Here is a 14,515-nt window from a genome sequence, read left to right as displayed (position 1 = left end):
TAAAAAATCAAATCATTAATGATAAATAAGTAATGTTAATTCGTTTGATAAAAGGAACTTTGGGAAGTAAAGATAAATTTTGTGAAGTTCTCCAATCTTGGGAAACTTAGGAGGCTGTAAAAAGTAATATACACAAGCATAAATTTAATGTTAGTAAAAAAACAGAGAAAGCATAAAATACAAATAAATAATATGCTTATTACCTATTACCGGTTACTAAGTTTCAGGATTATCTAGTAAATTATTTTTAGATGTTTCTAGCTCTTTCCATAACTTTCTAATGCGATTATATGCTTCCTCTGCGGAAACTTTTCCATTAGTTTCTAAACCACAAATTAAAGAAACCTGACTGGCAAACTCTTGAAGATTAGCATTGAAAGTCAGATTTTGTGGGGTAAACTCACCGTAAAATTTACTTGTAGGATTGAGAAACTTTTCTTTAGCATTTTCTGGCTCATTCGTCATGTTGTTTTGTCTCAACGTTTACTTAAGTCTCAATGTTTATTGATAAAAGTAGAGTTATTCAACAGTTAAAACAACAAGAGACGATCTCATCAAGACCGTCTCCAAAATGATACCTCATTTGTTTTAGGGGATGAATTACTGCATCCTGAAATATGCTGTTTCTTATTTTAAACAGAAAAAATTAGCGTAAAATTAATCTTAACGACGAATACCTAAACGAGCAATTAGTTTTTGATAACGTTCTACATTATTGTCTTGAATAAAAGCTAAAAGACGTTTACGACGACCAATCATTTTTAGCAGTCCTCTGCGAGAAGAGTGATCTTTTTTGTTACTTCTGAGATGTTCTGTAAGTTGATTAATTCTTTCTGTAAGCATCGCTACTTGGAGATCGGCAGAACCCGTATCAGTTTCGTGTACTTGATATTCACCGATAAGTTCCTGCTTGCGCTGCTGAGTTAAAGCCATAGTGTTACTTGATTAGTTGAATAAATATAAACTGCAAACCCACATAATATCATGACTTTTATCTTTTTTGGTATACATTTGAATAAAAATATTGAGATTAGGTTGATTCACTAGCAATCTTAAATCCGCATCTGTCATAATGTCCTTGCTTTATTCTTTACTTCTGAGATTGTGAAATTTCCTTTTAGTTCGGTGACAAAAACTGGTAGTGCTATTAGTAGCAACACTTCTGAAGTATCTGGGTTGGGAACATTTGGTGGTGTCTACACGCCATCTATCTTGACCATTTTAGGGGTCATTATGTATCTGCGTTTCGGCTGGGTAGTCGGTAATGCAGGTTTAGTGAAAACCCTGTTAATTGTTACTATTTCCACCTCCATTACTTTTTTGACTTCTCTATCAGTATGTGCGATCGCTACAGACAAGGTGGTGAGAGTGGGTGGGGCATATTACATGATTAGCCGTTCTTTAGGCATTGAAACAGGTGGTGCGGTAGGAATATCTCTTTATTTCGCCCAAGCAATCTCAGTAGCTCTCTATACCATTGGTTTTGCCGAGAGTGTAGTTAAAACTAATTTTCAGATTAATTTGTTTGGTTTGGGGTTTAATCTCCAAGATTTGAATCAAACTTACGTGGCTTTAGTCATTACAATTTTTGTGGGAGTTTTAGCAATCACCTCTGCCAGTATTGCCATTAAAGCCCAGTACTTTATTATGGCAGCTATCGCTTTATCTTTACTCTCGTTAGTTTTTGGCGGTTCTTTACCAGGAGTTGAACCTCAGATGCTATCTGTTCCTGACTCCCCTGAAGTAGCTCCTTTTTGGACGGTATTTGCGGTATTTTTCCCTGCGGTAACGGGTATCATGGCAGGGGTCAATATGTCAGGAGATTTAAAAGACCCTGTTAAATCAATCCCTACAGGAACTTTAGCAGCCGTAGGCACGGGCTATGTCATTTATATGCTGTTGCCGATCTTTTTAGCCTGGAGAGTGGACAGCGCGACTTTGATTGCTGAACCTCTCATCATGCAAAAAATATCCTTTTGGGGCCCAATAATCTTATTAGGAGTATGGGGGGCGACTCTCAGTAGTGCTATTGGCAGTATTTTAGGTGCGCCGAGAGTTTTACAAGCAGTAGTTAGAGATGGCGTGTTGCCCAGTCTGTTTAATCCTTTGGGTAATGGTCATGGAGCAGAAGATGCACCCCGTAACGGTACATTAGTATCTCTAGGTGTAGCGATCGCTGCTGTCTGTGTAGGGGATTTGAATTTAATTGCACCCATTCTTAGTATGTTTTTCTTAACTACTTACCTGGTGTTAAATGTCGCTGCGGGGGTAGAAGGGTTTTTGCAGAGTCCCTCTTTTCGTCCTACTTTTAGAGTTCATTGGTCTTTATCCGTTTTGGGTGCAGTGGGTTGTTTATGGGTCATGTTTTTGATCGATGTGCGATCTACTGTGATAGCTGCGGTAATTGTGTCACTGATCTATATTTGGCTACAACAACGAGAATTGCGTGCCACTTGGGGAGATGTTCGTCGTGGGATGTGGATGGCATTAATTGGTACTGCGATCTTTCAGATGGCAGAAGAAGATGATACCAAAAACTGGCGACCTCAAATTTTAGTCTTATCTGGCGCACCACAAAAAAGATGGTCTTTAATTGAGCTAGCTGATGCGTTTAGCCATAATCGCAGTTTAATGACGGTTTCCAGCGTTTTACCCAGTGATTCAAGGGATTTAGGACAACAGATTAAGCTCGAAAAAACAATCCGTAATTATTTGCAAAAAAGAGGAGTGAGAGCCTTAGTCAGAGTCGTTTCGGCTGACGATCCTTTTGAGGGAGCAATGCGCTTGGTAGAAACCTATGGTTTAGGGCCTCTTGTACCGAATACAATCATCATGGGAGATAGTGAAGACATAGAAAGACGACCTAATTTTTGTCAAGCACTCACTCAAATTCATGCTAGTAAGCGCAATCTGGTTATTTTTCATGAAAACCTCCAACAAGGCTTTGGTGGTCGTCGTCGTATAGATGTTTGGTGGGGAGGAATGCAAGCCAATGGTAGTTTGATGCTCCTGCTGGCTTATCTATTAATTACTGATATTGGTTGGCGCAATGCCAAAATTACGCTGAAATTAGTCGTACCCGATGATATAGCTGCGATCGCAGCTAAAGAAAATATTCGTAAATATATTGAAAATCTCCGTATAGATGTCAATTCTCAAGTAATCGTTGCTTATGGTCGTCCTTTTAACGAAATTCTCCGTCAAAATTCTCGTAATTCTGATTTAGTCTTTTTAGGTATGGCAAGCCCTGAAGAAGATCGGGATTATGTCGAGTATTATGAAAGTCTCCGTAGTAAAGCAGTAGATTTACCTTCTACAATCTTTGTTCTTGCTGCTCCTGGTTTTGCCTTTGGCGAAGTTTTAAACGACAGTTAATTTGAATTACGCTAAATAATATATTTAGACCTCTTGCACAAATAAATTAAAAATCATAGGTTTTGATTTGTGACTTCACTCAACCAGAGTTTGTTAGAGTGGGTGCAAGAAGTCTATTGCTTGCTAAAAAGGAAAAATTGGTTTCAAGCAAATTTAGGAGATCGTGCAGTACTGCCTCTGACAGACTGCTTTTCACTCTTTTAGCTCTCAATCCTTTTTGCTTGTTTGGTATCCTTGTTCCTAGGGTGTTGACTCCTTAATAATCACTCGCCATCATACGAACAATATCCCCTTGGGTAATAATGCCAATTACTTGCTTTTGTTCGTTAACTACAGGTAAACGACGTATTTCTTCACTATGCATGAGACGTGCAGCTTCTCTGACGGGTTGATCGGGTTCAATCGTTAAAGAGATACCTCCCATTACTTCCCCGACGGTTTGCCCTAATGCTTTGTGAATTTCTTTATTGTGTTGAGCAGGATTTTGCAGATAAATAATACTATCAAGCAACATAATGTAGGGAGGTGCTTCTACTCCAGATTCTTGCCACATTAAATCTCTTTCGGAAAGAATACCCGCTAATTTGCCTGAATCATCTACCACAGGTAAGGCACTAATTTTCTTTTCTGCCAGAATTTTAATTGCTTCAGTTAGGGGAGTTTCCTGTTTTACAGTTATGACATCCGCCGTCATGACATCCGCTACAGTTTTGCTCATACTATTTCCTCTAGTTTCTTGTTTCCATTGTAATTTAACGGTGTTGTAGGTGAATCAAAGAAAATTCTGCAAAAAAAAGTAAATCGACCGACTTTTTCGTCAAAATAGATAAAGGAATACAGAGAAACTCAACAACAAGAATGCAAATTAAAACTACCGCAACCCCATTATTAGATTGGACTGGTGGCACTTTAGCCCTTGGTATCTTAGAAGAAGCAACAGAACTTACAGGGGATTTACAGCAACTGGATGAAAAGTTATCTGGTGTAATTAGTGAGTTAATCGCCGAAGAAGAATTTAAAGGCAAATCTGGTAGTACAGTAACCACTCGTCTTAGCGGTAATGAAGCTTTTCGTAAGCTAACTCTAGTGGGTTTGGGCAAAGCAGAAGATTTAAATGTAGATAGTTATCGCAGCACCGCAGCAGCGATCGCACGTTCGGCAGAGAAAGATAAAAATTTGGGTATTAGCCTACCTATCGAAGGAGATTCAGCAGCAATTACTCAAGCGATTACCGAAGGAATTCATTTAGCATTACATCAAGATAATCGTTTTAAATCTGATGTCGAAAATCAGACACCTAAACTAGAAACCGTTGAAATATTAGGCTTATCAGGGCAAGATACAGCCATTTCTCAAGGGGAAACTATTGTATCTGGAGTTATTTTAGCTAGAGAATTAGTTAACGCCCCCGCCAATGAAGTAACCCCCGTTACCATGGCAGAAACCGCCCAAAAGTTAGCGGATGAATACGGTTTAGAAATCAAAATTTTAGAACAAGCAGACTGTGAAAGTTTTGAGCAAGGAATGGGAGCCTATTTAGGAGTCGCTAAAGCTTCTGATATTCCTCCTAAATTTATTCACCTTATTTATAAGCCAGCAGGTACAGCAAAACGTAAAGTAGCCATTGTGGGTAAAAGCTTAACCTTCGATTCTGGTGGTTTAAACCTCAAAACAGGTGGTAGTGGCATTGAAACCATGAAAATGGATATGGGAGGCGGTGCAGCTACTTTAGGAGCAGCAAAAGCGATCGCTCAAATCAAACCCGATGTGGAAGTTCACTTTATTTGTGCAGCTACCGAAAACATGATTAGTGGGAAAGCCATGCACCCAGGAGACATCCTGAAAGCTGCTAATGGTAAAACCATCGAAGTCAACAACACCGACGCAGAAGGGCGTTTAACCCTGGCTGATGCTTTAGTTTATGCCGAATCTCTAAAAGTAGATGCGATCGTTGATTTGGCTACTTTAACAGGTGCTTGTATCGTGGCTTTGGGTAATGATATCGCAGGAATGTGGAGTACCGATGAATCTCTTGCTGGTGAACTAAAAACCGCAGCCGAATCCGCAGGAGAGAAATTTTGGCAATTACCCATGGAAGACAAATACTTTGAAGGATTGAAGTCCAAAATTGCCGATATGAAAAATACTGGTCCCCGTGCTGGTGGTTCAATAACAGCAGCTTTATTCCTGAAGCAATTTATCAAAGAAACCCCTTGGGCGCATCTTGATGTTGCTGGCCCTGTATGGTCTGATAAACCTAGCGGAATTAATAATGCGGGTGGTACTGGTTTCCCTGTTAAAACTCTGGTTAATTGGGTGTTGAGTTAATCTCTTAATTAGTTGTAGAGGCGTAGTATACTGCGTCTTTACGGCTTTTTAAGTCCAGATAGATCGATGATTTGTAGGCTATCTCACAGGGTTTTCAATCTATATTGACTCAATACTGATTTAGTATAGCCTCTAGCTTCATGAAGGTGTAATAATAATTTTTTCGCCAACGTTTACTTGTAATTTCTGTTGGGCATTACCGCAGTTAACGGCAATCTCTACATAATCGTGACTACCTACTAAAGCAATTAGTTCTTGTTCTTGAACATTACTGTAAGTTTTTCCCCAAGGGATTAGTTGTTCTTTAATTATTACTTTTTGCTTTAGTTGTAAATCCTGTCCTGAAATGTTAGTAATCAAATTACCAAAAACATCAATATATTGAATACAGCCAATAATTTTATTGTCACTGACAGTAACTTGGGATAAGGGTAATTGCCTTAAACTATCAATTGAGATTTCTGTTCCTAACTCTTTTAAAGCTACTCCACTGGCTAGGTGTGCGCCAACTGGGGCAAAAATATCTCTACCATGAAAAGTAGTACTGGGTTTTGGGGTACGCCAATATTGACTGTTGTTTAATTCTACTACTGCGATCGCTTTTACTTGACTTAGTATACCGCCAAACAAACCATTATCTGCTCCTACCAAAAATCCTCCCGCAAACTGAATTGCTACTCCCCTACGATGACTACCCACTCCCGGATCGACTACGGCAATATGAACTGTCTCAGTAGGAAAATAAGCATAAGCATTCATTAAAGCGAATCTTCCTGCCATTAAGTCTTGAGGCGGAATTTCATGGGTTAAATCGATGACAGAGATATCGGGATCGATACTAGCAATTACTCCTTTCATTACTCCCACATAAACATCTTGCCAGCCAAAATCAGTTAACATAGTAATCAGCTTTGGTTGAGTCATGGCATTTAAAGAGTATTTTTTATTAAATTTCAGTTACAAAATATACGGTTTATAAGAAAAATGTTATAATCAGATAACATTAATATCAATGACATTAGTTATTTTAATTGTAAGATCGACCATGAACAAAAACCGCCAAGAAACACTAAAAAAAGCAGCCCTCAATTATCGTCAAACGCTAAAAAAAAGTCTGCAACGCCGTTTAGAGTCTGCTAGAGCAGAAGGTAACGATAAATTAATCAGACAGCTAGAAGCAGAGGCTAATTACCTTCATCTAAACTAGAATCTTCGAGATTAGTATCTAGAAAAAGTAAAGTTAAAATCAAAATAAAGATCGCACATTCTCTACTTTATCTTAAGAAGATGCGATCTTTATTATTACAAATTAACTGAAAATTTCAAGCTAGAAAATTAACGATAACTAACAACTAACAACTAACAACTAACAATTAACAATTAACAATTAACAATTAACAAAATATATTACACTTTAATATTTCTTGCCCAGCTAGTATATCTCCACACAGTAACAAACGCAATACCTGAAATAATTGCACCCAATACCCATTTAAAAGTTGTCTTGAATAGTTTAACTTGTTTACTTTTTAAACTTTGATTTAGTTGTTCGCTAGCAGTTTGTTTTTTTTGTTGAATAACATCTATTAGTTGCTGTTTTATTTCTTTAGTAGAATCTATAGAATTTTGATTTTGATTATTTTTTAAGACAGCACTAAGTTCTTGCTCGCTAGCTTGATTTATTTGGGTAAATACCTTTTCTACCTGGGTAGTTTGGCTAGTTAATTGAGCATTTATTTGTGCTTTATTAGTTTGGTTGATACGAATAGCATTACTAATTAATAAAGGTGCAGCTAGAAAACAAGCAATAGCTATCATTAAAGTCATCCAAGATAGAAAAGAAAGTATTCTTAACTCTCCCAATTTAATCTTTCTTTGCTGTGTTCGGAAAAAGATCAGCATAAATCCTAATAACAGGATCCAAATTGATTCAATAATTCTGCCAATAGTTTCTATCTCCCAGTTAGGATTAAACAACTGAGGAGGAATGAGAAGGTGAATATAGTCAAAGAAAATTAACCCTAGAATTACATAGCCTACCAAAGAAACAAAAGCATAGGATTGATGTTCAATCGATTCGTTAGTTAAAATACTTTTGGTTTTTCTGTTATTTTTCTGATTAGAAACATTAGGAATAAGATTTTTCAGCATTATTTAAGATCGCTTTATCAAAATTAGTAGAATACTTTATAAAGACGATACAGTTATAACTCAGTATTTTTATAGTCAAAAGAGTATAAACACGGAAGCTATTGCCGAAAAACCGCTGAAATTATCCGCAAAATTACAGATATATACCAACACTTTATTCAGTTTAATTACTAGCTGAAGTTAAGACTATCTTTTTTTTTAGTCTCAAATGTAAGTTTTCTAGCTTTCGGCTACAAAATCTTCGGCATTAAGAGCATTTGCTGTCACAAAATTTAATGTAGCTAAAATTAATGGCTAAAATTTATCTCAAAAAACTAATAATTTAAACTAAACGTTTTTTTACTATTACAACCATACTAATAACTGATAACAGTATTGTTAACCAATCTCCCCACCGCACATACAAAGTTTTGGTTTGTCGCCGATAAATAGTGTTTGCATAAATTTGATATTGATTAATTGCCGATCTCCAAAGAGTATTACCATGAGGATCGACAAAGGCAGAATAGCCTGTATTGGTAGCTCTTGCAGCCCAGCGATCGCTTTCAATAGCTCGAATTACGTCTTGAGCATGGTGTTGGGCGGGCATAGCTCTGCTATAGTGAGCATTATTAGAAGCTGTAATGATAAACTCGCCCCCTTCTCTTGCTTGACGGCGAAAGTGTTGAGAGAATGCAGATTCATAGCAAATTCCCACAATGGCTTTACCGAAGGGAGTATCAAAAATTTGCTCTGGTTTTCCTGCTTGGAGATGGGCTTCTAAAGGAGATAAAGTATCAATTATTTTGCCGAGAATGGGTTCAAAAGGAATATATTCTCCTAGCGGTACTAAAATTGTTTTATCATAGCGACTTAAAGTTTTGCCTTCTCCTGTCAGGGTAAATAAACTGTTAGTATAATCTGTGTCTTTTCGTCCAAATGCACCTACCCAAGCAGGAACTTTCGCTTTTATTACTGCTTGATAAAAATCACTATTATTTGTAATATCATTCCAGTAAAAAGGTAAGGCTGTTTCGGGTGTTAAAACTACATCTACCTTTTGTTGTGCTAATTTCTGGTAACCTTTTGTATAGCCTTGAATCGCTTTTACCCAACCTTCCGAATACAGTTTGATTTCATTGGGTATATTTCCTTGAATAATACCAACTTTAATTGGCTCTAAATTATCTTTAGCAATTGGGTAATTATATAGCCATAAACCCCATATATGTAACCCGAAAAATAAAATTATGGGTAAGCAAATAAGTGGTTTTACTTTATTGGATATGAGAATATTCTGCTTAGGTGTCGAGTTTAGGTTGTGGGGAATAGAGAAAGTTTTTTCTGAATTTATTTGTTTTTTAAGAATTACCTGGTTTAAGATAATTGCTTCTGCCAATAATCCATTAACCGCTACAATAGCAGCCGTTACCGTATTGAAACCTGAAAACTTAGTTAACTGTAAAATTGCCAAATTATTTGGACTTTGGGTATAGCTTAAAGAACTCCACCACAAAGAGCCATAACTCCATAAAGTTTCTAAACTACACCAGACAGTTACTCCTATCAATACTCTAGTAATTATAAAAATAACTGTATTATCTCGATTTACTTTTAAAAATTTTCGATTAATAAAACTACAAATGATTGTCCATAAACTAACTAAAAAAGCACCCCAAAAACTAATTGCTAACCAAACAGCGATCGCGATAGATAAACTAGCTAACCAAGGTACTCCCATCCAAGTCATCGGATGCACCCCAGTAATCCAAAATAAAGCTAAACCATGATAACCAAAACCCCAAGTAAATCCGATTAAAGCAACTTCTTGATAACTTTTTTTATCTTGAAAAATAAAAATCCATAAAGAAACTAAAGCGATCCAACTTAATAACCATAAATTGAGCGGTGCAGGAGATAATCCCATTAAGACACCGCTACTTAAAGCTATAATTAATTGTTTAAAATCTGCTAATTTTGTTTTTTTTAAAAGCAATAAGCTATTCATCTATTAAAGTTATGAAACTTGATACTGTTGGCATAATCGGAGATGTTCACGGAGAAGATATTTTATTATAAAAAGCAATCCATTATTTGCGATCGCAAAATATTTTTAATATTTTTTGTGTAGGTGATATTGTGGATGGAGGGAATGATGTCAATCGTTGTTGTCAAATATTACAAGCAGAAAAAATTATTTCTGTTTTAGGTAATCACGAAAGATGGCTTTTAAACAATCAAATGAGACAATTAAAAAATGCCACATCGTTAGATAATCTTACTAAAAAATCGCAATCATTTTTAAAATATTTGCCCACAACTTTTGAATTTTCCACATCACAAGGTCTAGGTTTATTATGTCATGGTCTAGATAAGAATGATATGGCAATGGTAAAACCTGATGATTATGGATATGCGATTGAGGTGAACTATGATTTGCAAAAATTAATTAAAGAACAAAAATATAAGTACATGATTAATGGTCATAGTCATTGCCCAATGGTGCGTAGCTTTCAAGATTTAACTATTATTAATGCGGGAACTCTTAAAAAAGAACATCATCCAGGTTTTGTAACCATAAATTTTCATGCAAGTTATGTATCTTTTTACAAATTTATAGCACAGAATCGGATTGAAATTGAAAAAATAATTGATTTATAAATAAATAAATACTTATAAAAATATAAATAAAATAAAATTATTGACTAGGATTTCTAATTTTTTCTCAAGTAGAGTGGGCAATTTTTATCTTTATATTTTTTATTTGATGTAATCTGCTAAAAAATCTCTAATTTCCATGACTAACCATTCTTTCTCCTCTAAAGTAAGTCCTAATCCAAAATGAACTTCTTTCTTTTTTTCACTTTCAATAGCACAGTAAACTAAATTATATCCTCTAATTTCGTAATCGCTCGATCTACCTTCAACTTTTTGAATTGCCTGTGTTTTCCCTCTTTGAGATATTCCAAATACCCCAAAACGTTTGCTAACTTTAAAATATTCGTGATTAATATTTATATAAATATGACCAAAATTTTGAAATAAGAAGCTGCCTAAAATTGAAAGTATTGCAACCCAAAAAGGAAAAACAAACATATAGTAAGCTAGTCCAGAAAAAGGAATAATTACCTTAAATTTATCTAAAAATGCCACGTAAGATACAAGAGAAATAAAGCCAAAAACAATATTAAGAGAAAAAATAAATAATCCAGATTGTATATTATTTTTACTTAGTCGTTCTCCTTCAATTCCATGTAAAGGAATATCTATTTCTAGATTACCAGGAGTTTTCTTTAAAATAATCGGGCTTTTAGCTGGTTGAGGAAATTTATTACCACTGTAAAAAGCCTCTAATGCTTCTTCAACAGATTGAAATCTTTCTTCTGTAATAGGTTCAAGTAGCTTATCTAACCAATTAGCAAATTTATCAGAAATGTTGACTTGAGAACGAAAATTTATTTTCATTCTGTGCTGAGGTAAATCATCAGGACATTTCTTGGTTAATAAAAATAATAAAGTTGCACCTAAGCTATACAAATCAGAAGCAAAACTGGTTTGTCCTCTTAATTGTTCTGGTGGCATATAACCCAATGTTCCCACAAAAGTAGTGCCACCAGTAAGGGTTTGACGATAAACTTCTTGTACCGAACCAAAATCCACTAAAAATAACTTACCATCTTCGCTTTTAATCAAATTTTGTGGTTTAAGATCGCGATGAATTATAGGAGGTGATTGTTGATGCAAGTACTTAAGAATATCTATTACTTGAATGGCTACTTGTTTTACTTCTTCTTCTTTAAATTCTTTGTCTTTTTCTACTAAATCAAATAAAGATTTTCCTGCAATTAATTCTCTTACTAAATAAAAATAGCGATCGCCTGTAGTATCCAGATGAAAATACTCTATATAGTTGGGTATAGCTGGATGATTTAAGTTGGCTAAAATTTTAGCTTCTCTCTCGAACAATTCTAAAATCTTCCAGTCTTTTATTTGACGCAAAGAAGTAACTTTAATAGCTACTTTCTGCGAATTATTGATATTTTTCGCTTCATAAGTAGTTCCTGCTCCACCTTGTCCTAAAAAATTAATAATTTTATATTTTTTAGCAATAATATCGCCTAATTGATGAATAGATATCATGTCTTAAATTTTGATGACAATCAAGTAAAAAGGGAATATATACCTATAGAATTAAAATCCTTATAAATGTTATTATTATAAGCTGCTTATTAACGGCAAATAAAATAAAAATTGCAACTTCTGGAAATCAAACCAAAGGTTATTAATTAGTAAAATTTTGCTCGCCAATCCCATCACAAGTATTATGACTGACTCAATTCGTATTTTAATGTGCGCCCCAGATCACTACGATGTAGATTATGTAATTAATCCTTGGATGGAGGGAAACGTCCATAAATCATCTCGCGATCGCGCTGTCGAACAATGGGATAAACTATATCATGTGCTGCAAGGACTAGCACAGGTAGATTTAATTAAACCCCAGAAAGGTGTGCCTGATATGGTATTTACTGCCAATGCAGGGCTAATATTAGGAGACGATGCAGTAGTTTCTCGTTTTTACCATCCCGAACGTCAAGGGGAAGAACCCTATTTTAAACAGTGGTTTGCCGATAATGGTTTTAAGGTTCATGAGTTACCCCGCGATTTACCCTTTGAAGGTGCGGGAGATGCACTGTTAGATCGCGAAGGGCGTTGGTTATGGGCTGGTTACGGCTTTCGCTCTGAGTTGGATTCTCACTCTTATTTAGCCAAGTGGTTAGACATTGAAGTATTATCGTTACGGTTAATAGACGATCGCTTTTACCATTTAGATACCTGTTTTTGTCCTCTAATTGGGGGTTATTTACTTTATTACCCAGGTGCTTTTGATTCCTATTCTAATCACCTGATTGAAAAGCGTGTACCCGCAGAAAAAAGGATTGCCATAGAAGAAACAGACGCGATTAATTTTGCTTGCAACTCGGTAAATGTAGAGCAAAATGTGGTGATGAATAAAGCCAGTGACACCCTGAAAAAACAGCTAGGAGATGCTGGTTTTAATGTTATTGAAACTCCCCTCACGGAATTTCTCAAAGCAGGAGGCGCAGCTAAATGTCTTACCCTAAGAATTAACGAACCTGTTTTAGAAGATGTCCACGCAAATGAACCTGTAGCGAGTCGTGTGATTCACCTCGAAGGACATTTACTCGATGCGGGGATGATGAATAAAACCCTCGATCTCATTATCGAGAATGGCGGTAGTTTTAAAGTTCTCAATTTTAATTTGGGTGTCGAAAGACAGAGTACTTCGGCTGCGGATGTGCGAATTTCTGCACCTTCTAATGAAGTTATGGAAGATATTGTCTCTCAGTTGCTTGATTTGGGTGCAATAACCTCCGCAGAAACCTCCCAAGATGCCGAAATAGAAACTTGCGACTTAGATGGAGTCGCTCCTGATGACTTTTACGTTACTAATATTTATCCCACAGAAATCAAAATAAATGGGGAATGGATTAGAGTTCAAAAACAACGTATGGATGGGGCGATAGTTGTTCAAGACAAAACCGCCCAATGTAAAATATTACGAGATTTACAAAAAGATGATGCTGTTGTTGTCGGCGTAGAAGGTATCCGTACCGTTAGAAAAGCCGAAGTAAGAGAAAAAAAAGCCAACGAAGAATTCAGCTTTATGGGTGCAGGAGTATCCAGTGAAAGAAGAGTAGAATTAGTAGTCGAACAAATTGCCTGGGAATTACGCCGAATACGCGATCGCGGTGGTAAAGTAGTAGTTACAGCAGGACCCGTTGTCATCCATACAGGAGGTGCAAAGCACTTATCTCACCTGATTCGTGAAGGTTATGTTCAAGGATTACTCGGCGGAAATGCGATCGCTGTTCACGATATCGAACAAGCCCTCATGGGTACTTCTTTAGGTGTAGATATGCAAAAAGGTGTTCCCGTCAGAGGAGGACATCGCCACCACCTCAAAGTAATTAATACAGTGCGTCGTTACGGTAGCATCACGAAAACCGTAGAAGCAGGAGCATTACCCAAAGGTGTTATGTACGAATGCGTCAAGCACGATGTACCCTTCTGTTTAGCTGGTTCAATTCGCGATGATGGTCCTTTACCCGATACCCAAATGGACTTAATCAAAGCACAGGAAGAATACGCCCAACTGTTAGAAGGGACAGAAATGATCTTGATGTTATCTACTATGTTGCACTCTATCGGTGTAGGTAATATGACCCCTGCGGGAGTAAAAATGGTTTGTGTCGATATCAATCCTGCGGTAGTAACTAAATTAAGCGATCGTGGTTCGCTAGAATCAATTGGTATTGTAACTGATGTTGGCTTATTTTTAAGCCTCTTAGTAAATCAATTAGAACGTTTAACCAGCCCTTATGCTGTTGGTTGAGTTTATATCATTTCAGTTTTTAGTTAAGACAGATTGTTTGTAGGGGACGGGGCTTTCAGGGACTCGAATTCGATTCGAGTCACAGCCCCTCCGTTTCGCGAAACGCCTAAACCCAAGATTTATGTGTCTTGGGTATTTTCAGTGGATGGACAAGTGTTTAATTGGCGCGATCGCCAAACCCCAAAATGATTTAGAATCACCATTTTTATCAGTACTTTTGCACTAAAATACTCTCTTAATTATAAGTAAAAATTATATTATTAA

General features: G+C 36.3%; 12 protein-coding genes. 5 read left to right on the top strand and 7 right to left on the bottom strand.

Annotation, left to right across the window (positions count from 1 at the left end):
* Positions 1-216: 216 nt before the first annotated feature.
* Together H1P_RS06040 and rpsO are read right to left on the bottom strand one after the other, a co-directional pair.
* Positions 217-465, bottom strand: a complete 249-nt coding sequence (locus H1P_RS06040) for a DUF7219 family protein (RefSeq protein WP_144865130.1) — start codon at positions 463-465, stop codon at positions 217-219.
* A gap of 198 nt (positions 466-663) precedes the next feature.
* A complete protein-coding gene (gene rpsO / locus H1P_RS06035; RefSeq protein ID WP_144865128.1) occupies positions 664-933 on the bottom strand; it encodes a 30S ribosomal protein S15 in 270 nt (89 codons plus the stop codon).
* A gap of 171 nt (positions 934-1,104) precedes the next feature.
* On the opposite strand from rpsO, the gene H1P_RS06030 reads away from it, so the two are divergent.
* A complete protein-coding gene (locus H1P_RS06030) occupies positions 1,105-3,375 on the top strand; it encodes an APC family permease (protein ID WP_144865125.1) in 2,271 nt (756 codons plus the stop codon).
* 256 nt (positions 3,376-3,631) lie between these two features.
* On the opposite strand, the gene H1P_RS06025 is transcribed toward H1P_RS06030, so the two are convergent.
* Positions 3,632-4,093 carry a CBS domain-containing protein gene (locus H1P_RS06025; protein ID WP_144865123.1) on the bottom strand — a complete coding sequence of 154 codons (462 nt, stop codon included), beginning with the start codon at positions 4,091-4,093 and terminating at the stop codon, positions 3,632-3,634.
* Positions 4,094-4,233: 140 nt separating this feature from the next.
* Between H1P_RS06025 and H1P_RS06020 the strand changes: the two genes are divergently transcribed.
* Entirely contained in the window at positions 4,234-5,703 is a 1,470-nt protein-coding gene (locus H1P_RS06020) for a leucyl aminopeptidase (RefSeq protein WP_144865121.1), read from the top strand.
* Positions 5,704-5,841: 138 nt separating this feature from the next.
* On the opposite strand, the gene H1P_RS06015 is transcribed toward H1P_RS06020, so the two are convergent.
* Entirely contained in the window at positions 5,842-6,627 is a 786-nt protein-coding gene (locus tag H1P_RS06015) for an SAM hydrolase/SAM-dependent halogenase family protein (protein ID WP_144865119.1), read from the bottom strand.
* A 121-nt stretch (positions 6,628-6,748) separates the two neighbouring features.
* Between H1P_RS06015 and pirA the strand changes: the two genes are divergently transcribed.
* Positions 6,749-6,910, top strand: coding sequence for an arginine synthesis PII-interacting regulator PirA (gene pirA, locus H1P_RS06010; protein ID WP_484133487.1), 162 nt, complete (start codon positions 6,749-6,751; stop codon positions 6,908-6,910).
* Positions 6,911-7,110: 200 nt separating this feature from the next.
* Here the strand turns inward: pirA and hpsJ-A are convergent, their stop codons facing one another.
* Positions 7,111-7,854, bottom strand: coding sequence for an HpsJ-like protein, cyanoexosortase A-associated (gene hpsJ-A, locus H1P_RS06005; protein ID WP_144865115.1), 744 nt, complete (start codon positions 7,852-7,854; stop codon positions 7,111-7,113).
* Positions 7,855-8,176: 322 nt separating this feature from the next.
* On the bottom strand, positions 8,177-9,760 hold the full coding sequence (lnt, locus tag H1P_RS06000; protein WP_144865174.1) for an apolipoprotein N-acyltransferase: 1,584 nt from the start codon (positions 9,758-9,760) through the stop codon (positions 8,177-8,179).
* A gap of 167 nt (positions 9,761-9,927) precedes the next feature.
* Here lnt and H1P_RS05995 point away from each other — a divergent pair, with 167 nt between their 5' ends.
* Complete coding sequence (locus tag H1P_RS05995) at positions 9,928-10,494, top strand: metallophosphoesterase family protein (protein WP_186375857.1); 567 nt, start codon at positions 9,928-9,930, stop codon at positions 10,492-10,494.
* Positions 10,495-10,593: 99 nt separating this feature from the next.
* On the opposite strand, the gene H1P_RS05990 is transcribed toward H1P_RS05995, so the two are convergent.
* Complete coding sequence (locus H1P_RS05990) at positions 10,594-11,973, bottom strand: protein kinase domain-containing protein (protein ID WP_144865111.1); 1,380 nt, start codon at positions 11,971-11,973, stop codon at positions 10,594-10,596.
* 184 nt (positions 11,974-12,157) lie between these two features.
* Between H1P_RS05990 and argZ the strand changes: the two genes are divergently transcribed.
* Entirely contained in the window at positions 12,158-14,251 is a 2,094-nt protein-coding gene (gene argZ / locus H1P_RS05985) for a bifunctional arginine dihydrolase/ornithine cyclodeaminase (RefSeq protein WP_144865109.1), read from the top strand.
* The last annotated feature ends 264 nt before the right edge of the window (positions 14,252-14,515 follow it).

The organism is Hyella patelloides LEGE 07179, assembly GCF_900659865.1.
In the GTDB taxonomy this organism is placed as follows: Bacteria; Cyanobacteriota; Cyanobacteriia; order Cyanobacteriales; family Xenococcaceae; genus Hyella; species Hyella patelloides.
This window is presented reverse-complemented; position numbering and strand designations above follow the sequence as displayed.